This window comes from Collinsella sp. AF18-8LB, assembly GCF_003459795.1.
GTDB lineage: Bacteria > Actinomycetota > Coriobacteriia > Coriobacteriales > Coriobacteriaceae > Collinsella.
Genome location: NZ_QRWU01000010.1, coordinates 213 through 24,108, shown reverse-complemented (window position 1 = coordinate 24,108; position 23,896 = coordinate 213). Strand labels below are relative to the sequence as shown.

Genomic DNA, 23,896 nt, shown 5'->3' with positions numbered 1-23,896 from the left:
GGGGCTCTTTTAGCTATCCCTGCCGTTAATCAGCCAAACCGTTCGCGATACCTGCCGGGGTAGCTAAAAAGCCCAAAAAGACTGGTCGAAAGAGGCCCGCCCCGAATAGGCTAGTCGCGGAGGGCCGTGCCGAAGAAGTCGGCATCGAAGGGCACGGCTTCGGCAAAGGTGTAGTCACCGTCGCTGGCAATGAGCAGGTAGTTCTCTTCGCCGCCAAATTCCGCGTCGCCGCAGGGAACCACCCAAACATGCGCAAACACCTCGAGCGCCGTGGCAACGCAATCGCGCAGGAACGTCACATCGCTCCCCTCGTTTGCACTCACGATATTGGCAGCATAGATACCGCCGGGGTTCAGGCTGCCCCGCACCAAACGCAGCGCCTCAATCGTCGCCAGCTCGCGCACGGGTTCGGCACCGCCAAAGCAATCGCTCACGACGACATCGTAGCGACGATGCCCCACGCTCGTCACGCCCAGATACGAGCGAGCCTCGGCGGTAATCACCCGCAAGCGGTCTCCCACCGTGCGCTCCAGCTCGTCCAGATAGAACCAACGACGTGCCAGACGCGTAATCTCGGCGTCGTACTCAATGACGTCCATGCGCAAGTTCTCGTGCGACATCAGCGCAAACTTGGGATAGGCAAACCCGCCGCCGCCCAGCATAAGCATGCGGTCGATGCCATGGCTACAAGCATCGCGCATGGCATCCTCGGCCTCAAACACATCGTCAAACGCACGATAGTACACAAAGACGGGCTCTGCCCAACGCTCGCCAACATAGGTCGCGCTTTGGTACACGCCGCCTTGCACCAACACGCGGACCTCGTCGCCGTTCTCATCGTGCACGCGCTTCACGCGCGCCAGCCCATTGCGGGTCCTCGCGACCTGCAGACAGGCAGCGCGAACAGCAACGGCGGCCGCACCGAGCGCCGCGGCTCCCAGGGCAACGCCGGCAACGACACCGGCAGAAACACTCGGCTTGTTCATCTAGAGCTCCTTTTGCAGATAGAGTCCATGATCATAAAATCCCAAATGGCGATAGTACTCACGCGTGCCAATCGCGCTAATCACGTTGATGCGCGCATAGCCCGCATCCCGAGCAATTTCGCACGCGCGCTCCACCAGCGAGCGCCCCAATCCATGATGCTGAGCCGCCTGGCCTTGATCGCCCACGCGCGCGGCCATACCATACACGTGCACCTCACGAATCATCGCCTCGTCCGGCGTCGTCGGCAACTCGTCCGCATGCGCGGCAACAAATGCGCGGTCGGGCAGCGACAAGCGCAAAAAGCCCGCGATCTTGCCCTGCGGCGTTACCCACTGCAAAAAGCGCTCATGCGTCACCGGCGTCTCGTACGCCACCTCCTCGTTAAGGGTCAACTCGCCCAGGTCGGCGCCCGCCGTGCTAATCTCGCGATAGCGAATCTCGCGCACCTTGGCGCCCTTGCCCTGCGCCGCCAGGCGATTCTCGACCAGCTGGCGAAGGTTGGGCTTCTTGTTGCCCACCATAATGTCGTCGGAACTAAAGTCGCGAACCATACGGCTAATGCGGCAGAACGCCGGCGTCACCACGATGTCATCGGCCAACACATCGAGCAGCTCGTCCTCGGTATAGGGGCGCCACTCGCCACGCTCGTAGCATCCCACCAGACGCGAGCCCTCGATGAGCGCACACGGGTAGACCTTGACCTCGTCGGGCATAAAGGCGCCCTCGGTCATAAAGCGCTCGTAGTCGCGCTTGTCCCCCGCGGACGTGGCGCCCAGCAAGTTAAGCATAAAATGTGCGTGGATCTTAAAGCCAAACAGGCGCGCGAGCGAAAACGCCCGATCGATCTGCGCCACCGAAATGCGACGCTCGTTGATATCGAGCAGGTGCTGGTCGAGACTCTGGATGCCCATCTGAATCTTGGTGCAGCCCAGACGGCGGATGAGCGTGAGCGCCTGCGGCGTCACGGCATCGGGGCGCGTCTCGATAACGAGCCCCACCACGCGATGCTTCGCCGTCTCGTTGATGCGCTGCTGGCGCTCAAGCTCCTCCATTGTTGCCGTCTGCCACTCGGCAACCCGGCCCCACGGCGTGCCGGGGCCATAGAGCTTTCGCACCGCGCGGTTATAGCCACCCACGGCAGCATCCACACGCCCTTGCTCGCCGGCAACGCCGGCGGCAAGCTCAGCCTCATCGGTCGCAATGCCGGCAGTCCTATAGCGCTCGCGACGCTCCGCCACCACCGGAGGCAGGGCATCGGCGGGAGCGTCATCGAGCAGGCGCCCCGCCTCGGCACGGCTGATGCCCGGACGCGCCAACATGGGGTTGGCTGCCACGCCGGCCACGGCATCGTCATTGAGCGCACGGAAAAGCTCCGACACAAACCATGTTTGATACCCTTGCGGATAGTCGCTCCAAGTACCGCCAAGTACGATGAGCTCGATCTTGTCGGTCGCATGCCCCATTTGCGAAAGCGCGGTCAGACGAGCGCTCACCTGCAGATACGGATCAAAGCAGTTTTGCTCCGCACGGGCGCACGCCGGCTCGGCGTGCAGATAGCTTTTGGGCATGCGCAGGTCGTTGGGGCAAAACAGGCAATCGCCCGAGCACGGCCAGGGCTTGGTGATGACAGTAATGGTCGCCACGCCCGAAGCCGTGCGGCGCGGCTTCATACGCAACACCTGCAGCAGTTGACGCTCAAGCCTGGCGTCGATGTTCCACCCAGCCCAACGAGCCGGCTCTTCACGTTTTACCCGCTGGTAGAACGGCAACAGACGGCGCTTGGCCAAATCGCGTTTGTCGGCACCCTCACGGCGCGCCTCGGCATGTATCAGTTTGACGAGCGCTTTGTCGTCCACGGTCTCGCCGCGACGCAGAGCCTCGAGTATGTTCAAGATAATCTGTTCCATGTCCCCATTGTAAAGGCAAAGGCACCGAAGCCCGTCACGGCTCCGGCGCCTTCATCAAACAGCGCGTCTATGCTTACGGGTTTTCGAAAAGCGCCCGTTACTCCGAATCAAACGACACGTCGCCCGAGCCGATCTCAAAACGATACGTGGCGGACTTATCGCCATTGTCGAATTCAGAATTCAATATGGTCTCGCCATCGTAGCCAAGCGGAAGGAAATCACTCTCGAAGTCGCCACTGCCCAGGGTGAGGCTCGCCTTAAAGCCCGTAGAGTTCGGAACCGTCATCTCCACATCGCCCGAGCCCACACTCACGTCCATCGACTTCGCGGGGGCCTGGTAGAGCTCGAACGCTACATCGCCCGACCCGACCTCTGCACTAAGCGCATCAGTCACGCTGCCCGCAAACTCTACATCTCCCGCACCCAGGAAAAGGTCGAAACCATCACAGGTGACACCGGCAATCTGCAGATCACCCGAGCCCACGTGCGCGTTGACTCCCTTCAGATGTTCGGCAACACGGCGCGGCAGCTCAACCGTAACCGAGCGGTCAATTGCTTTACCGTCATCACTTCCAAACTGAGAAACCTTGAGCGTCGAGTCCTCGACGGATGCGATGTTCTGCGTCGCGGCCTTGGAGGCATCCATACCATTGGCAACGCGTCCCCGCTCGATAACGCGAGCCTTGTTGCCATCAACAACCTTGACGTCCACCGTAGCCGCATCGATATCGAAATCGAGGTAGCGAAACTCATCGGCATCAAAGGTCGTACACGAAAGCCGCTGAGGCCGAGCGGAATAGTTACCGCTATCCAAGAGATCATCGTCGTCAACCGCATCGTCCAAACCAGACAAGCCGGATACAACATCGTCGAGATCCCACGGACCATCAAAATGAATCAATACCCGCGAAATGCCAAAGACAAGTCCGATGATGAGCATGAACGCTCCGATGCCAACGCCCAAGCGTACCTTGGATTCATGCGAAAGCTTCATCATTCATCACCCTCTTTGGCAATCGGCTCAGCGGTGGCCGCGGTGGTCACGTCAGCGTCAACCGCAGCGGAAACATTCTGAGCCCTAGCTGTCACCGGTGCCGGACCAACCTGAATATCCCCGCGCGCCCAATCACCATCGAGCGCACGCGCCACCCAGTGATAGATGGGAATCGTAAAGAAGATCAGCGCGGCAAAGGGACCGGCGCCAAACAGGAACATCAGCAGAAAGAACAGCATCCAGCACACAGCCCAATACGGGAACGACTGGAACGGTCCTTTCACCGGAGTCGGATTGACCGCACCGGCGTTCGTCGCTTGCGCCGTCGCGGCGTTAGCCGCCTGCGCGCTCCAGCTTGCAGCCTGCGCCGCCTTAGCCGCGGCATCACTCGCCTGCGTTGCGGCCTCGGTAGCGCGTGCCGCCGCCTCGTGGGTACGGGCTCGCTCCGCCGCCTCGGCCTCGCGCTGGCGGGCGCGGTCCTCATTCTCAAACTCGATATCGTCCTCGATCTCGTCGCTCGGATTGAGCAGCTCGTCCAGACTCACACCATAGAGCTTGGCGAGCGAGATCAGGTTCTCGGTATCGGGCGAGCTCTCCGCGCGCTCCCATTTACTGACCGCCTGGCGCGACAGTCCCAGCTTTCGCGCCAATCCCTCTTGGCTAAAGCCCTTGCTGCGGCGAAGGTCGGCGAGCCGCTGCGCAGTTTCTACATTCATGGTTCCTCCTATGCGATGCCAGCCGTGCCGCCGGACCGTTTTTTCTTAAGGCGCCTTGCACAGTTAAAAATCTATCCGCCACCGCCAAAAGCATGCCACCTATTCTAGTGAGATTTTTGACAACCGACGGTTGCGGGCACATATGAGCTGCGAAAATGCGTCCAAACAAAGCAATGGCCCGCAGCTCGGTTGTCCCCGTTGCGGCGTTAACGGTAGTATGGTCATACTGTTTATTCCGCACCGCCAACGGAGGGAGTTCCGCGCCGTGAACCGCGATTTCGCCTCATCGCTCATCAAGCTCAACAATACGTTCTATCGCGAGCACTCCGCCTCTTTTTCCGATACGCGCCAGGCCCCGTGGCCCGGCTGGGTGCGCACTATGGACATCGCGCTCGAGCAGCTCGACGTCGCCACGATCGAGCATCCCGTCCGCGTCTTCGATCTCGCCTGCGGCAATATGCGATTCGAGAACTTTGCCGCCGGCGGCACACTTGCCGCCAAAGGCGTCGACGGCACGAGTCCCTCGGCAGACGCCAGCTGCCCGCTTGAATTCTATGGCGTCGACTCGTGCCAAGACCTGGCCATCGATGCTCATGGCCACGCCCTGCGCATCCCCAACCTGCACTTCCAGGAACTCGACGTGCTCGATGCCCTCATGAAGCTCAACCCCGCCGAGACACCCGACGCGCTTTTCGACGCCCCGCTCGCCGACATCTCGGTCTGCTTTGGCTTTATGCACCACGTGCCGTCGTGCGAGTATCGCGTGCGCGTGCTCGACGCCCTGGTGCGCCAGACGCGCCCGGGCGGCATCATTGCCATCAGCTTTTGGGAGTTTATGAACGACGAGCGTATGGCACGCAAAGCCGTTCGCGCCGAGGCCCGCGCTGAGCTCACCCCGCCGTTTGAGGACTACGATTCCGCGCAGTTCGAAGCCGGCGACCACCTCATTGGATGGCAAAACGACCGCCATGCCTACCGCTATTGCCACCACTTTGACGATCAGCAGATCACCGACCTGGTGCGCGGCATTCGTACGTTCTACAAGAGTGGCGAGGTTCCCGTACGCGAGCTCGAGCGTTTCCACGCCGACGGTCGAAGCGGCGAGCTCAACCGCTATGTGATCCTCAAGCGCCTGTAGGCATCGGCGACCCGCCGCCGAGTCGCGCCGCAACTTCCGGGCAAACCATGCCCACCTTTTCCAGCCCGTTGACCGAACGCGCAGTCATGCGTTCCATGCGTATAACCAAGGAGCCTCATGGGAGCCGTCCACGTTCGCACGCCTAAGAACTTTGTGCTCGAAGAGCGCCTGGAGCGCTACGCCGATGCGATTGAGACGAACCCCGAGGCCTATGCCGGGAATTGGCGCGAAGCCTGCGCGCCAGCCGGCGGCCTGTCCTTTACCCGCCTTCATCTGGATCTAGGCTGCGGCAAAGGCACCTATCTGGTTGAGCGAGCTCGCCGTGAACCCGACACGCTCTTTGTCGGTATGGACCAGGAGCCCATCTGCATCGCCTATGCCGCACAGAAAATCTGCGAGCAGGAGCTGTCCAACGCACTCGTCCTGCCCCGAGGCGCTGCATCGCTGCCGCAACTGTTTGCCGCAGGCGAGCTCGATGCTATCACCATCAACTTTCCCACGCCGCAGCCCAAGGCCAAGTACGCCAAAAAACGACTCGTGCATGTTGACCATCTGATGCTCTACCGCCCGCTCTTTGCGGCTGGCGCCACCGTCACACTGCGCACCGACAGTAAACCATTGCGCGACTACGCCCTGGGGCAGTTTGCCGCGGCAGGCTACGACACGCGTTGGATAAGTGACGACGTCCGCCGCGACCATCCCGAGTATCCCGAGACCGAATATGAGTGCCGTACGCGCGAGATGGGTGCCGTTGTCTACGGCATTTGCGCCACACCCGGCGCACAGCCCGGTGACGATGAGCTCACGGCGGGGCGCATGCAGGAGCAAAGTCTTGCCTGCTACCTGCCCGACGACCTTAATGAGCTCACGTACGTGCCCCTGGGCATGGAAGAGGCCGTCGAGAATTTTAAAAACCGCGCCCGCAAGGGCAAGAAGCGCCTGCCGCAAGAGTCCTAGGGGCTTTTGGCAGTCGCGGCGCCGGTAGCCAAACGCAAATAGGCGCCGACGAACGACCCTCAAACCTAAGTGAGTAGACTTTTTGGCAATAGCCAAGCACGACCCGTATGGCGAAAACTAAAATCGCAGGTAGAGCCCTTGCGTAAAATTCGCGTGCTCGCGATATCGCAAAAAGTCTACTCACTTAGTTAGCGGCCGCCCCAAACAGCTGGGCAGAACGCCCATTTCCTGCATTTTCTTGCCTGCGAACGCATCGATGCGACGCTACGCCATAATAGTTGGCGGACAAACGCGAGAGAAAGCAACCACATGGCACAGACCACGACAGATACCGCCGCCAGCACCGTCTCCGGCGCCGGCGCTGCCAGCTCATTCTCGGGCGGCACGGGAACCGAGGCAGAGTTCGGCTCGCTCGGCGCGCTCTCCCCCACTTGGTGGGAGCCCGAGGATGGCAGCGAGCCCGAACCGTGGCTCACGCCCGATCAGGCCTTCGAGCGCTTCTTTGAATGGACGAGCGACCGCGGCATTGAGCTGTGGGACCACCAAGAAGAGGCCCTCATGGACCTGGCCGCCGGCGATCACGTCATCTTAGGCACGCCGACCGGATCGGGTAAATCGCTCGTCGCGCTGGGCATGCTTTTTATGGGCATGGCGCAGGGCAAACGCTGTTATTACACGGCCCCTATCAAGGCCTTGGTCAGCGAAAAGTTCTTCGACCTGGTACAGGTGCTCGGCCGCGATAACGTCGGTATGATCACCGGCGACACGCACATCAACACCAAGGCGCCCGTCATCTGCTGCACGGCAGAGATCCTTGCTAACGACGCACTGCGCGAGGGCGAAGATGCCGACGTGGGCTGCGTCGCCATGGACGAGTTCCACTATTTTGCCGACCCCGATCGCGGTTGGGCCTGGCAGGTACCGCTGCTCACCCTGCCCCACACGCAGTTTATGCTCATGAGCGCCACGCTCGGCGATGTCACCGCCATCGCCGCCTCACTCGAGGAGCACACCGGCGCTGCCTGCGACTTGGTCGTCGATGCACCACGCCCTGTTCCGCTGAGCTACGACTATGTGACGACCTCCCTCGAGGGTACGGTCGAGCTCGCCATGCGCCGTGGCGAAGCCCCACTCTATATCGTGCACTTTAGCCAGGATGCCGCACTTGCAACGGCGCAGTCACTCGCCAATTTTGGCATCGCCAGCAAGGAGCAACGCGAGGCTATTAAGGAAGCCGCCAAAGGCACGAGCTTCTCGACGGCCTTTGGCAAGATTCTTAAGCGCTTGCTCGGATGCGGCGTCGGCGTGCACCATGCCGGCATGCTGCCGCGCTATCGTCTGCTAGTCGAGCGCTTGGCACAACAGGGCCTGTTGCCCGTCATCTGCGGCACCGATACGCTCGGCGTCGGCATCAACGTGCCCATCCATACCGTGGTGCTCACCGCGCTCACCAAGTTCGACGGCTACAAGATGCGTCGTCTGCGCGCCCGCGAGTTTCATCAGATTGCCGGTCGCGCCGGCCGCTCGGGCTTCGATACCGAGGGCATGGTGATTGCCGAGGCACCCGAGCACGAGATTGAAAACGCCAAGCTCATGGCAAAGGCGGGCGACGATCCCAAGAAGCTTCGCAAGATTAAAAAGAAGAAGGCGCCCGAGGGCTTTGTCACCTGGAACAAGCAGACCTTTGAGCGCCTGATCGAGACGCAGCCCGAGACACTCAAGCCGCGCCTGCGCATCACGCACTCTATGGTGATTAGCGTAGTCGAGCAGGACGGCGACGCCCGCGCCCGCGTGCACGACCTTATCGAGACAAGCTTGCAGACCCCCGAGGAAAAGGCCAAGCTCGAGGTTCGCGCCGACGAAATCTTCGCCACGCTCATCGATTCCGGCGTCGTCGTGCGTACCGAGGTGCCGCCCGCACCCAACGCCCCGGCCGACGCCACGCCAGACATCGACTATGCGCTGACGGTCGATCTGCCCGAGGACTTCGCGCTCGATCAACCGCTCTCGCCATTTTTGCTTGCCGCGCTGGAGCTGCTCGACCCCGAGAGCGAGACCTATACCATGGATCTCATCAGCATGGTCGAGGCCACACTCGAAGACCCTAAGCAGGTGCTCCGCGCCCAGGAGCGTGCCGCGCGCGACCGCGCTATGGCCGAGATGAAGGCCGACGGCGTCGAATATGAGGAACGCCTAGAGCGCATTCAGGACGTCACGTACGAAAAGCCGCTCGAGGAGCTGCTCGATGCCGCCTTTGACAAGTACTGCCAGGAAGTGCCCTGGGCAAACGACTACCAGCTCTCGCCCAAGAGCGTCCTGCGCGACATGTTGGAGAGCGCGAGCGACTTTAAGGGCTATATCCAAAAGCTCGGAATCGCCCGCTCCGAGGGCATTTTGCTGCGCTACCTGGCAGAGGCCTACCGCTCGCTCGACCGCACCGTACCCATCGAGAAGCGCGACGAGCGCCTGCGCGACATTATCTCGTGGCTGGGCTTTGTGGTGCGCTCGGTGGACTCGAGCCTGGTGGACGAGTGGGAAAACGCCGGCAACCCAGCGGCACTCGACGCTGCGCCGCCGCAAGGCATCGACGAGGTCGTGGCGGACCGCCGCGGCTGCACGCTACTGGTGCGCAACGCCCTCTTCCGCCGCGTGACCCTTGCCGCCCGCGGGCACGTACGCGACCTGGGTGAGCTCGACGACGACTGGGGCATGAGCGAAATCCGTTGGCAAAAAGCGCTCGATGCCTACCATGAGCAGCACGAGGAGATTCTCACCAACGGCGACGCGCGCAGCTCCGCCATGTTCTCGATCGACGAGTCCGACGAGAAGGCACTCCACGTGTGGCACGTGCACCAGATCTTTGCCGACGAGGACGGCGACCACGACTTTGGCATCATGGGCGATGTCGACCTGGATGCCACGCAAGACGGCGGCGAGGTCATTTTCAAGAACTACCGTGTCGGCTTTATCGAGGATTTGCTCGAGGACTAGCCGTACATACTGGAACGAAATGAAGCGGGGCCGCTGGCAACATCGCCAGCGGCCCCGCTTTTGCGCTATCGACTATGCCCTACTCGGCATCCTCAACCTCATACGAATCCGCCTCGGCCGGCTCATTGCTTGACTCTGGCGCAGCCTCGCGCGCCTCGTCAAACGCTGTCTTCATGGTCTTGTTGCCCCATGTGAGCTTGCGAATGGTAAGCTCATCGGCCTTGTTGTGGGCCAAGCGTAGGTTCTCGGTGCTGCGGCGCAAGTCGTCCTTGGTCTTCTCGAGCTGCTTAATGGCGGCATCGATCTCCTTGATTGCCGACTCGAATTGCTTGCTCGCCAGGTTGTAGTTGCGCGAGAAGCCATCCTTGAACTTCTCCATCTTGGCTTCGAAGTTCGTGACATCGATATTCTGCTGTTTGTACTCCGCCAGTTCCTGCTTATAGCGAAGCGAACCCATAGCGGCGTTGCGCAGCAGCGTAATCATGGGAATGAAAAACTGTGGGCGGATCACGTACATCTTCTCGTAGCGATAGCTCACGTCCACGATTCCTGCGTTATAAAGCTCGCTCTCGGGCTCGAGCAACGTGCAGAGCACCGCGTACTCACAGCCTTTCTGGCGACGATCGTGGTCGAGCTTCTTAAAGAAGTCCTCGTTCTTATGCTTGGTCGCGGTCTCGTCGTTCTCGTTTTTCATCTCGAACATAATCGAAATGATCTCGTTGCCGCTCGCGTCACACTCACGGAAGATAAAGTCGCCCTTGGTGCCCTCGGACGCATCGTTGTCTTTCTCGAAGTACGCGTTGGGAAACGCCGTCATGCGTAGGCGGTTAAACTCGGTCTCGCAGTGCTGCTCGAGCGACTCGCCCACCATCTTGGTGGACAGGCGGACCTTCATGTCCTTAAGGCGCTCAATCTCTTCATCCTTATAGCGAATCAGTTCCTCGTTCGCGCGCTTGGTCTGCGCAAGTTCGAGCTCGTGCGCCGCCTTGGCCTGCTCCTCGCGCGAATCGCGCACCGCCAGCTCGCTCGTCAGCTTGGCACGCGCCTCGTCGCGCTCTCGCTCCGCCGCGGCAACCGCCTCCGACAGGTTCATTTTTGCTGTCAGCTCCTGCTCGCGCAGCTGGGCGCGCAGGCCCTCAGCCTCCTGCTCAGACTGAGCCTTTGCGGCGGAAAACTTCTCCTGCACCTTCGCCTGATAGTCAGCAAATGTGCGTTCAGCCTCGCTGCGAGCAGCATCAAGCGCGCGCTGCGACTCGGCCGCGGCCGCGGCAAGCGCCATCTCCTGGGCCTTGTCCGCCGCGGCAAGCTTGGCCTGCAGCTCGGCAATCTGCGCATCGCGTGCGGCCAGATCGCTTTGAGCAGCGTTACGCACCGCCGACTCGGCAAGCTTGGCTTCGTCATCCTTACGTCCCAGCTGTGCGCGCAAGCTGTCGATTTCGCGCTGGAGCTCGGCGTTCTCCTTTTGAGCATCGGCGCGGGCCTCTACCGCCGCGCGCTGGCTTGCGCTCTCGCGCTCTGCAGCAGCGCCCTCGAGCTTGGCGCGCAGCTCGGCAAGTTCGGCATCGCGCTTGGCGACCTCTTGCGCCAGCTGTTGAGCTGCGGCATTCTTCTGCTCGACAAGCTGGGCGTTACGTTGGGACTCCGCCTTTTGCAAAGCGGCCGCCGAACGCGAGCGCTCAAGCTCCAGCGCCCGCTCGCCCTCGCGCTGGACCGCCTTCACACGCTCATCCAGGTCGTGCGAGAACTCGGTATCGCGCACCTGCTTGACGATATCCGCATAGCCGGACGCATCGACCTTAAAAACTTCGCCGCAATGCGGGCACTTAATCTCGTTCATGGCAGCTCCTCGATGGACGCAAATATCAACCGCATACACTCTACCGCGCCGCACGGACAAAAAAGGCGCCGCCGCCATAATGGCAACGGCGCCAAAACCACCACAAAGGTGTCTGTCCCCTTTGTGGTGGTTCGAGAATTACAGCCCAAAAAAGTCTAGGATCTGGTCGCGGCTTACGGGCTTGTAGCCATTAGCGTCAAGTCCCACGTCATAGCGCAGAACCGGGCGCTCGCGATCGCGGTTGCGGACGTTGACACGGTCTCCCCTGCTGTGAATGTGCCCGTGCAGCATGATGGCACCGCGCGCCTTGCCATTCCAGCTGAGCATGGGGTAGTGGCTCATCACCAGACGATGGCCCTTGGCGTAACCGGGAGCGACCTCCAGATAATCGCGCACTTCATCCCAAATATGCGGCGCGTCCGGATCTTCCCAATCGCCGTCATGGTTGCCACGAATGAGCGCCACGTTCTTGCATTCGATACGCTCGCGCAGGCGCACCGCCTCCGCCAGGGGCAAACGATAGGTAAAGTCACCCAGAATATAGAGGCGGTCATCCGCAGCAACACACTCATTGATGGCATCGATGACCTTGCGGTTCATCTCCTCGATCGAACCAAACGGTCGATCCATGTCGTGCAAGATATTCGTATCACCCAGGTGCAGGTCGGCGGTAAACCACATCATCGTCTACGTCCTCATTTCGCAATGCGTATAAGACCTGTTTAGTATACAGACGCAGCGATGCGACAGTTACCCAAAGAGCCCGCCGAACAGACCCCGGCGACGTTTGTCTTGCTTTTTCGAAGCGTCGCCCTGGGCTTTCTTGTCCTGCCGCTTTTTACGGTCCTGCCCCAGCTCGTCATCATCGAGCAGCAGATCCCACTCAAACGGATCGTCTGTCAGATCGAACAGTTCGTCATCATCAAACATGACCGCCTCCATTGCCGGTTAGCGAGCGTCCACCACATAGTTGAGAAGTCTACGGACCCGTGCGGACACAAATTCATCCCGTCCGCGTCTTTCAATCGCTTGTCGCAAGGCTTGCGCGACAGAGCGCTTGCAGATAAGATAGGAACACGGATGGCACCCGTTGCCGCGGGTCTTGCCAACTCCGATACACGTTTTCATCGTGAGAAGTGGCCGTCTTCGCTTACGCGGGGCGGCCACTTTGTTTATTCCTATGCCATCGACTCTAATGCACAAAAAGGCACGCATGACACGTTGCCCTGACTCTATTGCGCCGCATGGAAAAAAAGGCGCCGCCGCCATAATGGCAACGGCGCCAAAACCGCCACAAAGGTGCCTGTCCCCTTTGTGGCGGCTTGAGTCCTTACAGGTCGCGGTAGTCGATCAGGCGAAGATCGGGTTGAGACTCAAGCCAAGCGCGAAGCCCGGGATCGATCAGAGCATCGACTTCCTTGGTGCGATCGGTCGTAAGCGAGCTGTTCTCGAGGATAAAGCGGTCGAGATAACCCGGATGGCAGACAAAGATCACCGTCTCACCTTCTACCATCTCGCGGGCCGTCTGCATGATTGCCTCTTTGGGTTCGTAGCCCGGCTCCATCGAGCGCATCACCATGCGCAGGTCGGCATCTCCGCAATGCACCACTGCCACAGGGTCGAAGCTCGCCTTTTGCTCCTTAAGACCCAGTTCCTGGGCAACCGCCGAGATAGCTCGGTTAAGGTTTTTGCTCATGACGGCATGGGCCTCAAAGTAATCGGGCTCGCGACCCACGATCTCGACAAAGCGGTCATGCTGCGCGCGGATCTCGATGCAGGCCTCGTCGAAGTCTATCAACTCCTCACCGCGCTTAAAATGCTCACGGAAGGTACGGCTGCTATGGAATTCACCGTTCTCGTTGAGCATGCTCGGAATGAGCGCCGGGTCGGCACACGGCTTACCCAGACACACGTTGGTATGCTGGCCCACTGCAACACCGGCGTCTGCCACGAGCGACCAGCCACGTTCGGCCTCGGGCATATTGGGCATAAGGCCTACCGAGCGCACCAGACCCTCGTTGACGCTGCGGGCGATTCCCAGGTCAACGGCATACGAATACCCAATGTCATCGGCACGGATTAAAAGCCGTTTCATAACAACTCCCCCAATCTATGGAAAACTCACCACAAGTGGATACCTTTGTGATGGTTCGAGAATTACAGCTCGAAGAATCCAAGGCTCCAGTCGCAGCTTGCGGACTTGTGACCGTTAACATCGAGCCCCGCGTCATAGCGCAGGATCGAGCGCTCGCAATCGCGGCTGCGCGCATTTCGCTTTCCCCATGCGACCTATTCAGCAAGGCAAGCGGAATGCCGAGAGCCTAGCCCCGACGCCGGGCGATTGCCCAAAACGTGCAGGCGATAGCGGCCGTTGCCAGGCTTGCGCCAACAAGCACTCCCTGCACGCCAAAGGCGTCGGCCAAAAACGGAGCAACGACCAGAGGCAGCACGCCTGCGCCGTTGAGGCCCACGCGCATCACGCCCAGCACGCGCCCCACCTTGGCAGGGTCGCTCAAGCGCTGGGTGAGTGTGACGCGCACCGGTCCCATGGCGCCAAAACCAATGCCACAGACAAGCTGCCCCACCGCAGCAACGGCAACATGGGCGGTACCCACATACACAACGGAGCCCACACCCGTCACCAGCAGCATCGCCGCCAGAAGCTCCAGCCTGATGCGTCCCGACGGCACACGCATGATTAGGTACGACCCCAGTGTTCCGCCGATGCCAGCAATGGCCGACAACCATCCCATCCACTCCGTACCCACGCAGAGAACATCGCGGTAGAACAGCGACTCGAGCGAATCGAATGCCCCGTAGGAAAAGAAGCCCATAAAGCCCATGAGAAAAATCAGGCGCAGGTCGGCATCAGCTGCCGTGGCAATAACGCCTTCCCAAAGCGATCGCAAGCCCGTCGCCTCAGCGCGAGACTCCGGCTTAGCGAAGCCCTGAACAGCAGCGCCTTCACACAACGAGGTCGCAAGCAGCAGAGCGGGAACAGGTGCCACCGCAAGCAGGAAAAACACCCCTTGGTTGGAAAAGACCGAAGCGATAACGCCTCCAAGCGCAGGTCCAACGATCACCGCGACACTTGTCGCGATGTTATTGAGGCCGTTAATGCGCAGAAGCTCATCGGGGACTTCCGTCAAAAAGCGCGGATAGGCGTCCATGGCCGTAGTCCCCGCGCCAAACAACAGCCCGGTAGAGATGGCGAGTAGCGCAAGCGCGGAATAGGACACGGGAGCAACAAGACCAAAAACGCCCGATGCGCAAAGCAGGACGCAAACGGCTAGAAGCACATGACGCGGGCCCAAGGAGTCCACAAGTGCGCCGGAGCAAAACGTTGCAAAGATGAGCACCAGGTTGAGTCCAAACACGAGTGCGGACGTCTCAAATGCGCCGGCCCCGAGAACGTAGGTGCCGCAGCCAATGATGCCGACAAAATACGTCGACTGAAATGCAAGCTGTATAAAGAAATTTACCGCAACCAAACGGTGCGATGGAGAAAGAAGGCGGGACATAGCAAACCCCTCATGCATATGAAAACCAAACGAGACAGCCTGAGCGTCATCAGTCCATGTAGCTCTCGAACATATGCATAATCTCCCCTTTGCTGCGGTCGTCCCGTATTCTAGCACCGATCTGGCGTCCCGCCCCTGCGCGTTGCCATCAGAACGCTCCACGCCCCAGCGCTTGGGCATGAGAAATGGCCGCCTTCGCTTACGCGGGGGCGGCCATTTTGCTTGTCTCTGTGTCATCGATTCTAATGCACAAACATGCGCACGAATTTGTGTTTCCAGCTTGCGTAGGGCGCATACCGAAACGGCACGTCCAGCCAGGTTGCCTTGTTCACGATGCTCTTCTTGTGGCTAAACGTATCGAAGCTCTCGCGGCCATGGTACTGCCCCATGCCGCTCGCGCCCATGCCGCCAAAGCCCATATGGCTCGTGGCCAGGTGCATGATCGTATCGTTAATGCAGCCGCCGCCAAAGGGCACGTAGCGCACAAAGCGCTGCTGAACCGCACGGTCCTGACTAAAGACGTACAGGGCCAGCGGCGTCGGGCGATTCGCGATGAACGCCTCGACCTCATCCAGGCTCTCAAACGTCAGCACCGGCAAGATGGGGCCGAAAATCTCCTCCTGCATTACGGCGTCATCGGGGGTCACGCCATCCAGAATCGTCGGCTCAATCTTGAGCGACATCTCGCGCGCCGCGCCACCAAGCACAACCTTATCGGGATCGATCAGCCCGCGCACGCGCGCAAAGTGCTTGGCGTTGACGATATGGCCGTAATCCTCGTTGTCGAGCGGATGCTCGCCAAACATACGGCGGACTTCCTCCTTGATAAGGCCCAGCAGCTCGTCGTGCACGCGTCTATCGACCAGCAGGTAGTCGGGCGCCACGCAGGTCTGCCCCACGTTGAGCCATTTACCAAAGGCGATACGCCGTGCCGCGACCTTCAAGTTTGCCGTTGCATCTACGATGCAGGGACTCTTTCCACCCAGCTCGAGCGTCACGGGCGTAAGGTTTTTACTTGCCCGCTCCATGACGAGTTTGCCGACCGGAACGCTACCGGTAAAGAAAATCTTGTCCCAGCACTCATCGAGCAGCGCTTCGTTCTCGGCGCGCCCGCCCTCGACAACCGTTACCAGGCGCGGATCAAATGCCTCTTCGCAGATTTGCTTGAGCACCGCGCTCGAAGCCGGGGCATAGGCGCTCGGCTTGATGACCACGGTATTGCCCGCGGCAAGGGCGCCGGCAAGCGGCTCGAGCGTCAACAAAAACGGATAGTTCCAAGGAGCCATGATGAGCGTAACGCCATAGGGCACGGCCTGCGTCTTGCACACACTCACGGCGTTGGCGAGGTCACACGGGCGCAGGCGCGGGCGACTCCATCGAGCCACGTGCGCAATCTGATGACGAATCTCGGAAAGCGACGTGCCGATCTCGCACATATATGCCTCGTCGTGCGACTTGCCCAAATCGGTCATGAGCGCATGGGCAATATTGGCCTCGTGCGCCTGTACCGCATCACGCAAGCTCACGAGCGCGCGACGGCGAGCATCGACATCAAACGTGGCATGCGTCTTAAAATAGGCGCGCTGATCGGCAACGATGCGCGCGATTTCCTCGGTGTTCATGGGCCCTCCTAGTTCTCGCCCTCAAACATACCACCTGCAACGACTTCGTACATATGCTCGAGCTCCAAGCGGTCCATTAGAAGCGGAACGGGGTACAGGGGATTGGCCTCGGCATCGGCATGCGCCGCCATCTGCGGAATGTCGGAGCGGCGAACGCCTGTCACATATTTGGGGATACCCAGGGCAACGTTCATGCGGTCGACCCAATCGATAAAGGCCTCGGCCGCAAGACCGTCCTGCGCGGTAGCCGGCGCAATGTCCGCCATGCGGGCAAGATCGGCGAGCTTGGGGGCGGCGGCGTCACCATAAGCGCGAAGCATATGCGGCAGGATGATGGCGTTGGCCAGGCCATGCGGAATCCCGTATCGTCCGCCCAGGCTGTGTGCAATGGCATGAACGTATCCAACGTAGGAGCGCGTAAACGCAACGCCCGCCTTATACGCTGCAGAAAGCATATTGTGGCGCGCACGCATGTTGTCGCCGTGCTCATAGGCCTCGAGCAAATAATCGTGGATGAGCTGTACCGCCTGACGCGCCATCTTGCGCGTATAGGGCGTGGTGCTGCGGCCGATAAAGGCCTCGACGGCATGCGTCAGGGCATCCATACCCGTTTGTCCCGTAATGGAGGCGGGCAGGCCGCGCGTAAACTCGGGGTCGTACACCGCAAAGCGCGGGATAAGCACAAAGTCGTTAATGGGGTACTTGTAGTGCGTCTTGTCATCGGTAATGACCGCTGCAAGTGTGACCTCGCTTCCCGTGCCTGCCGTGGTGGGGACGGCGATGAGCAGCGGCAGGCGACGATGAACGCGCAGCAGGCCACGCATCTTGTTGATGGGCTTGTTTGGCTGTGCGATGCGTGCGCCCACACCCTTAGCACAGTCCATGGCCGAGCCGCCGCCAAAGCCGATAACGGCCTGGCAGGCGTTCTCCCGATACAGGGACGCCGCTTCCTCCACGTTTGAGACCGTAGGGTTTGCCGATGTTTTGGCATAGATCGCAACGCCGATTCCCTTGGACGCGAGCGCCGTCTCGAGCGGTGCCGTAAGCCCCAGACGGGCAATACCGGGATCCGTCACGATAAGAACCCGCTGTATCGAGCGTTTTTGAAGCACCGCGGGGACATCCTCGGCATGCTCCAGAATATGCGGCTCGGTATAGGGCAACACCGGCAATGCGATGCGAAAAACCATCTGATACGTTCGGCACCAGGCGCGACGGGCTAGATGCATAAAGGAAGCTCCTTCATTTGTTGATGGGTCAACATTTGCTCGACCGATTGTACTCATCGGAGGTCTCGGGCGGCCTGCCAATCGTTAATCAATCAACATCTTCACAAGCTCAAAATTTTTTATTAAAAATCATTCCTAATAGGCTTCACATTCGGTTGCATTTATGGATAATAGAACTCGTCAAGACGCGCGTCCGGAGAGGGCCTTTACGGGACCGGACGAGCGCTCCATCGCCATCGATCGAAAGGATCGAATCATGAAATTTGTTTGCCCCGTTTGCGGTTATGTGGAAGAGTTCGACGGCGACCAGCTGCCCGAGGATTTCAAATGCCCCCAGTGCGGCGTTCCCGGTTCTCGTTTCCTGAAGCAGGAGGAGGGCCAGCTCGAGTGGGCTGCCGAGCACGTCGTGGGCGTCGCCAAGATGGAGGGTGTCTCCGAGGATATCGTTGCTGACCTGCGCGCCAACTTTGAAGGCGAGTGCTCCGAGGTCGGTATGTACCTGGCCATGGCTCGCGTCGCTCATCGCGAGGGCTATCCCGAGATCGGCCTGTACTGGGAGAAGGCTGCGCACGAGGAGGCCGAGCATGCCGCCAAGTTCGCTGAGCTCCTGGGCGAGGTCGTGACCGACTCCACCAAGAAGAACCTCGAGATGCGCGTTGAGGCCGAGAACGGCGCCACCGCCGGAAAGACCGATCTTGCCAAGCGCGCCAAGGCCGCTGGCCTCGATGCCATCCACGACACCGTGCACGAGATGGCTCGCGACGAGGCTCGCCACGGCAAGGCTTTCGCCGGCCTGCTCAAGCGCTACTTTGGCTAAGCCAATCGCCTGAGAGATAATCTCTAGCTCGATAAGGCCCGGACCGCATGGTTCGGGCCTTTTTCGTGTCTTGCGAACCAGTTAACGTCCCAAAAATAGGAACACCTTTGACATCGGCTTCGCGTCAAAAACTAAGTGAGTAGACTTTTTGGAACTTGTCGAGCAGACCACCCGTATTGCTTTATAAAACCGCAGGTAGATAGCTTGCCGCAAAACAATCTGGTCGCCATCACGCTAAAAGTCTACTCACTTAGATTAGCAGCCGCCCACGATCGGGCCTTTTTGTATCTAACGGGTATCTTTTTGTCGATTTCTCCCAGTTTTGACCAGTCAACGAACAGCTCAGACCGGAGTAACGCCTCGGCCCCTTGCTCCTCCGAGCTTTTATCGCGATATTCAACATCGAGCAACCTGCATACGGCCTTAACAATCGCGCGAAATCTATCCTCATCGGATATCTGTCCGTGTGTCAGGAGAAATACATCGTAGCCCATTGCCTGAAGCGCCGTCATGCGGTCGGCGTCACGCAAGCCATCCCCCGCTCGCCCGTGCGAGGCCTTCCCCTGACATTCGATGGCCACCTGCCGCTTTCCGTTCGGCGAAGACAACAGTAGGTCGATATATACGCGGGACTTTCCCACAATCGATCGAGCACTTGTGCTTAGCATCACTTCAACATTAAGCTCTATGCCGCAAAAACCTTCGCCTCCCAGGGATCGTGGCAACCCAAGCAACAAATACGTCTCAACCTCAAAAGGCGATGCGGCGCCCAGTGGAACGAGATGCGATACCGCGACAAATCGCTTGCCGTAACGCATCCCACAAACATCTGAACAAAAACGGTCAAGGTCTCCGCCCAAAACCAAAGCGTCGCGCCGCCACAAATTTGAGGCGACACCGTCCTCGGACGGGCAACGTGCCCAACCAAAGGTTGCCGGAATCGCGCCCGACTCAATTGCACGCGAAAGCTCTGCCTCGAGTGCTGCTGGCAAGGCACAAACCGTAAACAAGCCGCACATCTCCGCTAATACCAAAAGCAGCTGGAGATCCGTCAGATGCCGCGACATGATGAATGCCGTCAGCAAAGGAGATGTGACCAAAAACCCATGTTCCGTTTCCAGCACGGATTCCCTGGGAAGCTCACCAAGGAACAGCCGTTGCCTAACGCTGGCAGGACAAGTCCGCTTATTTCTCGTCCCAACCAATGTATGCAACGGCAAGCCGAGCACGACCGCAGCCGTCGGGTTACGGGCGAGGCCATATCGCTGCCGGTCTTCTTCCGGTCGTGGAAGTGGCGGACACAAAGCGAGGGCTTGAGGAGGCAAACGCCAGTACCTAAAAGCCGATATGTCACAAAGTAGATCCTTCATAGGCACAGGAAAACACGAATTTCAACCCAGCCAGTCTCGCATTGGCGCGAACGCACCAAAAATGGCACCGAGCGGACCGCTAAGTTTTCAACAGCCCTCCCCAACTGACCAATAGCTTGCCAAGAACTGGACGAAGCCCTGTTGAAAACCCCTTTTTTTCTCATGGAGAAGCTTTGCGCGGCAAGTGAGTAGGCTTTTTGGAGCATCCCGAGCAGGCCGGTCATCCTGCTTTTCAAAACCGCAGGTAGATAGCTTGTTACAAAACTGCCTGGTCGCCAAAGAGCTAAAGGTCTACTCACTTAGGGCTAGAGGGCACCCCCATTAGCTGTGATTCCAGGGTGTTTAGCGCATTTGAACTCAAGTCGTCATACTGGACAAGGATTCGAGTCGAGCTTTCAGGGACAGATGCGCCATCGGCACACCAAAAGCAGTCACTGATATCGATAAAAGGGATACTCGAGCGCGTGAGGGCCAGCGTAAAAGAGCTTCCGCCCGCGCCACGCTCCGCAACCACGATGCAGTAAAGACCCGCATCCGCATGTTCGATCGAGACCTCCCCCGCCGGAAACGTCTTCCGTACAAGCGCCGCCAGGCCATCACGCGCCTCGCGAGCACGAACACGCACGCGGTTCACATGTCGCTCGTAATCACCCGATTCCAGCAAGCGCGCTAAAGCGACCTGGTCAACAGAGCTCACCGACGAGGCGTAAAAACCAAGGTCGCGCCCGAACCGCTCCATCAGGTCATCGGGCAGGACCATATACGCCAAACGTAACGCCGAGGAAAGGCTCTTCGAAAACGTGTTGGTGTAGATAACCGACTGAGCGGCATCGATCGACGCGAGCGCGGGAATCGGCTTGCCAGCAAGGCGAAACTCGCAATCGAAGTCATCTTCGATGAGATACCGGTCTGGCCGCTCGGCAGCCCAGCTCAGCAGCGCATAGCGACGCGCGATGCTCGTCACAAGGCCGGTCGGATACTGATGGGACGGCATCAGGTGAAGGACATCTGTTCCGGTTTTCTGCAAAGCGCTCAAGTCCACGCCCTCACCATCCAGCGGGATATGGCGAACTTCGCAACCCATAGCCTGATAGATGCGTGTCAGACGCAAATAACCCGGATCCTCGACGGCATACACCTTGTCCGCGCCAAGCAACTGAACCAACATGGTATCGAGCAGCTGGGCGCCCGCACCGATAACAATGTTGTCGGGATTAACATTCATGCCCCGTGTCCCGCGCAGATGGCGAGCGATTGCGCGTCGTAGCCGAGCGGTGCCCTGCGCTGGTGCGGGCGAAAAGATCTCGCGTTCGTCTTCGGATGTCAGCGTTGCCCGTAGCGCGCCTTGCCAAAGCCTAGCCGCCTCCAAAGCGGAAGGAGAAAGCGCATCGAATCGCTCGATCTGTCCATCGGCGTCATGCGCCCCGGGGTCCATAGAGACAGTATCCCGGTCGATATCCCCCGTAACCAAAGCCAAAATCGGTGCATCCGGAAGCTCGCAAGCATAGTAGCCGCGACGCGGCTTTGAGCGAATATAACCCTCGGCAAGCAGCTGACTATATGCATTCTCGATGGTAATGACACTGATTCCCAGATGACTGGCAAAGGCGCGCTTAGACGGCAGATGCTCCCCCGCCGCGATGCGTCCAGCAACGATATCATCTCGAATTTGCTGGTAAACATACTCATAGAGCGACGCTTCGCCGCGTTGTTCCAAATTGTAGTCAAGCATGAGTCTATCATCTGACCTTATCGAGTCATTCAATCTGGTATTAGTCTGACCTTGTTATTATCTCGAAAACTGAGTATTTCGCCATACCCAGCTCCCCGATAGGATGTTCCGTCAAGCAATGCACATGCCAATCAAGGGAGCGACCATGGCAGAACAGACCAGCAAGGCCGATCGCGTCAAACTCAACCGCGAGCTCGCGCAGATGCTCAAGGGCGGCGTCATCATGGACGTTACCACGCCCGAGCAGGCCCGCATCGCCGAGAAGGCAGGCGCCTGCGCCGTCATGGCTCTCGAGCGCATCCCGGCCGACATCCGCGCCGCCGGCGGCGTGTCGCGCATGAGTGACCCCAAGATGATCGAGGGCATTCAGGAGGCCGTCTCCATCCCCGTCATGGCAAAGTGCCGCATCGGTCACATCGTCGAGGCGCAGGTCCTTCAGGCCATCGAGATCGATTACATCGATGAGTCCGAGGTTCTCTCCCCCGCCGACGATGTCTACCACATCGACAAGGCCCAGTTTGACGTGCCGTTTGTCTGCGGCGCCCGCGATCTGGGCGAGGCGCTGCGCCGTGTTGCCGAGGGCGCCACGATGATTCGCACCAAGGGCGAGCCGGGCACGGGCGACGTGGTCCAGGCCGTGCGCCACATGCGCAAGATCCAAAAGCAGATCCGTGACGTTGTCGCCCTGCGTGACGATGAGCTCTTTGAGGCAGCCAAGCAACTGCAGGTTCCGGTCGAGCTGGTGCGCGATATCCATGCCACGGGTAAGCTTCCCGTGGTGAACTTTGCTGCTGGCGGTGTAGCAACCCCTGCCGACGCCGCGCTGATGATGCAGTTGGGCGCCGAAGGCGTCTTTGTCGGCTCGGGCATCTTTAAGAGCGGCGACCCGGCCAAGCGCGCCGCCGCCATCGTCAAGGCCGTGGCCAACTTCACCGACGCCAGGCTCATCGCTGAGCTTTCGGAGGATCTAGGCGAGGCCATGGTCGGCATCAACGCCGACGAGATCGAGATCATCATGGAGGAACGCGGACGCTAGTCCGGTAGAAAGGATCGCACATGAGCGATTACGCAGACCAGACGGTCGCCGTGCTGGCGGTCCAAGGTGCTTTTGTCGAGCACGAGGCAAGGCTGTCCGAGCTGGGCGCACGTTGTATTGAACTGAGGCAGGCGGCTGATTTGAAGCAGGACTTTGACCGTCTGGTCCTCCCCGGCGGCGAGTCGACTGTTCAAGGCAAACTCCTTGCTGAGCTTGGGATGCTCGAGGACCTTCGCGCTCGCATTGCGGACGGCATGCCCGTCCTGGGCACCTGCGCCGGCTTGATTCTCTTGGCACGCGATCTTGCCACCCACGACGATAAGGGCACGCCGCGTTTGGCAACCATGGATGTACTTGTCGAGCGCAATGCCTACGGCAGGCAGCTCGGCAGCTTTCGAACCAAGGGGCAGGTAGCCGGCATCGACGCTGAAGTGCCGCTGACGTTTATCCGCGCGCCCCGCATCGTCGAGGTCCACGGCGACGCCAGGGCCTTAGCGAAAGTCGATGGGCGCATCGTCGCCGCCCGCCAGGGCAACCAGCTCGGCGTCACCTTCCATCCCGAACTCGACGACGACACCCACCTCCACGAACTGTTCCTACAAATGTAGGCGGAGTAGAAACGAGCGTGGATTTTCAGACACACAACAAATGAGAGTGGATAATCTCCCACTTTGAGTTTGAATACAGGCTCAAACCGGGAGATTATCCACTCTCATGCTATGTAGTCGTTGGGGACGTTCTTAAACAACTAGTCAAACAAGAACGTCCAGCAACCACAAGGAGTGTCCCCAAGTGCCAGCAGAAAAGGAACGTCCCCAAGTGCCGGAAATAAGCTACCCAACAGATCATTTTGGCAACAGCAATTACGCTGATGTTTCGGAAACGCCAGCGAGCGCCGCCCAGGGCGAACAAGTTGGCATGAAAAAGGCAAGGCATAGACCTTCTGGTCATGCCTTGCCTTTTGAATGACAAATTGTCGCCCTGGGTGGCGCGTAGCGTCAACTAGTTACGCGGTTCGTAGAACCGCGTAACTCTTAATACA

General features: G+C 59.6%; 20 protein-coding genes. 7 read left to right on the top strand and 13 right to left on the bottom strand.

Going from position 1 to position 23,896, the window contains the following annotated elements; translation table 11 throughout:
- Positions 1–110 precede the first annotated feature (110 nt).
- The 4 genes from DWX25_RS08345 to DWX25_RS08330 form a co-directional block, all read right to left on the bottom strand.
- Positions 111–986 (bottom strand): spermidine synthase, encoded by an 876-nt coding sequence (locus tag DWX25_RS08345; RefSeq protein WP_117807967.1) that lies wholly within the window; start codon positions 984–986, stop codon positions 111–113.
- The gene (locus DWX25_RS08340; protein WP_117807969.1) at positions 987–2,894 is read right to left on the bottom strand and encodes an elongator complex protein 3; all 1,908 of its coding nucleotides are present in this window, start codon (positions 2,892–2,894) and stop codon (positions 987–989) included.
- Between the two features lie 97 nt (positions 2,895–2,991).
- Positions 2,992–3,888 (bottom strand): DUF4097 family beta strand repeat-containing protein, encoded by an 897-nt coding sequence (locus tag DWX25_RS08335; RefSeq protein ID WP_158572639.1) that lies wholly within the window; start codon positions 3,886–3,888, stop codon positions 2,992–2,994.
- Positions 3,888–4,604 (bottom strand): helix-turn-helix domain-containing protein, encoded by a 717-nt coding sequence (locus DWX25_RS08330; RefSeq protein WP_117763705.1) that lies wholly within the window; start codon positions 4,602–4,604, stop codon positions 3,888–3,890. The genes DWX25_RS08335 and DWX25_RS08330 overlap by 1 nt, the downstream gene beginning before the upstream one ends.
- A 265-nt stretch (positions 4,605–4,869) precedes the next feature.
- Here DWX25_RS08330 and DWX25_RS08325 point away from each other — a divergent pair, with 265 nt between their 5' ends.
- The 3 genes from DWX25_RS08325 (at position 4,870) to DWX25_RS08315 (ending at position 9,690) form a co-directional block, all read left to right on the top strand.
- Entirely contained in the window at positions 4,870–5,742 is an 873-nt protein-coding gene (locus tag DWX25_RS08325; protein WP_117807973.1) for a class I SAM-dependent methyltransferase, read from the top strand.
- Between the two features lie 117 nt (positions 5,743–5,859).
- Complete coding sequence (locus DWX25_RS08320; RefSeq protein ID WP_117798934.1) at positions 5,860–6,699, top strand: tRNA (guanosine(46)-N(7))-methyltransferase TrmB; 840 nt, start codon at positions 5,860–5,862, stop codon at positions 6,697–6,699.
- A 309-nt stretch (positions 6,700–7,008) separates the two neighbouring features.
- Positions 7,009–9,690 (top strand): RNA helicase, encoded by a 2,682-nt coding sequence (locus DWX25_RS08315; RefSeq protein ID WP_117798935.1) that lies wholly within the window; start codon positions 7,009–7,011, stop codon positions 9,688–9,690.
- 79 nt (positions 9,691–9,769) lie between these two features.
- Here DWX25_RS08315 and DWX25_RS08310 read toward each other — a convergent pair whose 3' ends face one another.
- From DWX25_RS08310 to DWX25_RS08285, 7 genes are all read right to left on the bottom strand, one after another.
- Positions 9,770–11,527, bottom strand: a complete 1,758-nt coding sequence (locus tag DWX25_RS08310) for a DUF2130 domain-containing protein (protein ID WP_117743399.1) — start codon at positions 11,525–11,527, stop codon at positions 9,770–9,772.
- A 138-nt stretch (positions 11,528–11,665) separates the two neighbouring features.
- Positions 11,666–12,211, bottom strand: a complete 546-nt coding sequence (locus DWX25_RS08305; RefSeq protein ID WP_117798936.1) for a metallophosphoesterase — start codon at positions 12,209–12,211, stop codon at positions 11,666–11,668.
- Between the two features lie 66 nt (positions 12,212–12,277).
- Positions 12,278–12,457, bottom strand: coding sequence for a hypothetical protein (locus DWX25_RS09470; protein WP_158550198.1), 180 nt, complete (start codon positions 12,455–12,457; stop codon positions 12,278–12,280).
- A 400-nt stretch (positions 12,458–12,857) separates the two neighbouring features.
- Positions 12,858–13,622 (bottom strand): ChbG/HpnK family deacetylase, encoded by a 765-nt coding sequence (locus DWX25_RS08300; protein WP_117798937.1) that lies wholly within the window; start codon positions 13,620–13,622, stop codon positions 12,858–12,860.
- Positions 13,623–13,848: 226 nt separating this feature from the next.
- Entirely contained in the window at positions 13,849–15,048 is a 1,200-nt protein-coding gene (locus tag DWX25_RS08295) for an MFS transporter (protein ID WP_158557569.1), read from the bottom strand.
- Positions 15,049–15,290: 242 nt separating this feature from the next.
- Entirely contained in the window at positions 15,291–16,670 is a 1,380-nt protein-coding gene (locus tag DWX25_RS08290) for an aldehyde dehydrogenase (RefSeq protein ID WP_117798939.1), read from the bottom strand.
- An 8-nt stretch (positions 16,671–16,678) separates the two neighbouring features.
- The gene (locus DWX25_RS08285; protein ID WP_117798940.1) at positions 16,679–17,899 is read right to left on the bottom strand and encodes an iron-containing alcohol dehydrogenase; all 1,221 of its coding nucleotides are present in this window, start codon (positions 17,897–17,899) and stop codon (positions 16,679–16,681) included.
- A gap of 253 nt (positions 17,900–18,152) precedes the next feature.
- Here DWX25_RS08285 and DWX25_RS08280 point away from each other — a divergent pair, with 253 nt between their 5' ends.
- Positions 18,153–18,716: a ferritin family protein gene (locus DWX25_RS08280; protein ID WP_070097113.1), complete on the top strand. Its 564-nt coding sequence runs from the start codon at positions 18,153–18,155 to the stop codon at positions 18,714–18,716.
- 242 nt (positions 18,717–18,958) lie between these two features.
- Here the strand turns inward: DWX25_RS08280 and DWX25_RS08275 are convergent, their stop codons facing one another.
- Positions 18,959–19,840 (bottom strand): hypothetical protein, encoded by an 882-nt coding sequence (locus DWX25_RS08275; protein WP_117798941.1) that lies wholly within the window; start codon positions 19,838–19,840, stop codon positions 18,959–18,961.
- Between the two features lie 541 nt (positions 19,841–20,381).
- Positions 20,382–21,818 (bottom strand): PLP-dependent aminotransferase family protein, encoded by a 1,437-nt coding sequence (locus DWX25_RS08270; protein ID WP_117798942.1) that lies wholly within the window; start codon positions 21,816–21,818, stop codon positions 20,382–20,384.
- Between the two features lie 145 nt (positions 21,819–21,963).
- Between DWX25_RS08270 and pdxS the strand changes: the two genes are divergently transcribed.
- The 3 genes from pdxS to DWX25_RS09465 all read left to right on the top strand — a co-directional run bounded on the left by pdxS (position 21,964) and on the right by DWX25_RS09465 (position 23,823).
- The gene (pdxS, locus tag DWX25_RS08265) at positions 21,964–22,854 is read left to right on the top strand and encodes a pyridoxal 5'-phosphate synthase lyase subunit PdxS (protein ID WP_117798943.1); all 891 of its coding nucleotides are present in this window, start codon (positions 21,964–21,966) and stop codon (positions 22,852–22,854) included.
- Between the two features lie 20 nt (positions 22,855–22,874).
- Positions 22,875–23,462 carry a pyridoxal 5'-phosphate synthase glutaminase subunit PdxT gene (gene pdxT / locus DWX25_RS08260; protein WP_117743387.1) on the top strand — a complete coding sequence of 196 codons (588 nt, stop codon included), beginning with the start codon at positions 22,875–22,877 and terminating at the stop codon, positions 23,460–23,462.
- Between the two features lie 184 nt (positions 23,463–23,646).
- Positions 23,647–23,823: a hypothetical protein gene (locus DWX25_RS09465; RefSeq protein ID WP_158557570.1), complete on the top strand. Its 177-nt coding sequence runs from the start codon at positions 23,647–23,649 to the stop codon at positions 23,821–23,823.
- The last annotated feature ends 73 nt before the right edge of the window (positions 23,824–23,896 follow it).

Coding starts and splice junctions, on each gene's coding strand:
- DWX25_RS08345 (WP_117807967.1), bottom strand. CDS start 986: ATGAACAAGCCGAGTGTTTCTGCCGGTGTCGTTGCCGGCGTTGCCCTG.
- DWX25_RS08340 (WP_117807969.1), bottom strand. CDS start 2,894: ATGGAACAGATTATCTTGAACATACTCGAGGCTCTGCGTCGCGGCGAG.
- DWX25_RS08335 (WP_158572639.1), bottom strand. CDS start 3,888: ATGAAGCTTTCGCATGAATCCAAGGTACGCTTGGGCGTTGGCATCGGA.
- DWX25_RS08330 (WP_117763705.1), bottom strand. CDS start 4,604: ATGAATGTAGAAACTGCGCAGCGGCTCGCCGACCTTCGCCGCAGCAAG.
- DWX25_RS08320 (WP_117798934.1), top strand. CDS start 5,860: ATGGGAGCCGTCCACGTTCGCACGCCTAAGAACTTTGTGCTCGAAGAG.
- DWX25_RS08315 (WP_117798935.1), top strand. CDS start 7,009: ATGGCACAGACCACGACAGATACCGCCGCCAGCACCGTCTCCGGCGCC.
- DWX25_RS08310 (WP_117743399.1), bottom strand. CDS start 11,527: ATGAACGAGATTAAGTGCCCGCATTGCGGCGAAGTTTTTAAGGTCGAT.
- DWX25_RS08305 (WP_117798936.1), bottom strand. CDS start 12,211: ATGATGTGGTTTACCGCCGACCTGCACCTGGGTGATACGAATATCTTG.
- DWX25_RS09470 (WP_158550198.1), bottom strand. CDS start 12,457: ATGTTTGATGATGACGAACTGTTCGATCTGACAGACGATCCGTTTGAG.
- DWX25_RS08300 (WP_117798937.1), bottom strand. CDS start 13,622: ATGAAACGGCTTTTAATCCGTGCCGATGACATTGGGTATTCGTATGCC.
- DWX25_RS08295 (WP_158557569.1), bottom strand. CDS start 15,048: ATGTCCCGCCTTCTTTCTCCATCGCACCGTTTGGTTGCGGTAAATTTC.
- DWX25_RS08290 (WP_117798939.1), bottom strand. CDS start 16,670: ATGAACACCGAGGAAATCGCGCGCATCGTTGCCGATCAGCGCGCCTAT.
- DWX25_RS08285 (WP_117798940.1), bottom strand. CDS start 17,899: ATGCATCTAGCCCGTCGCGCCTGGTGCCGAACGTATCAGATGGTTTTT.
- DWX25_RS08270 (WP_117798942.1), bottom strand. CDS start 21,818: ATGCTTGACTACAATTTGGAACAACGCGGCGAAGCGTCGCTCTATGAG.
- pdxS (WP_117798943.1), top strand. CDS start 21,964: ATGGCAGAACAGACCAGCAAGGCCGATCGCGTCAAACTCAACCGCGAG.
- pdxT (WP_117743387.1), top strand. CDS start 22,875: ATGAGCGATTACGCAGACCAGACGGTCGCCGTGCTGGCGGTCCAAGGT.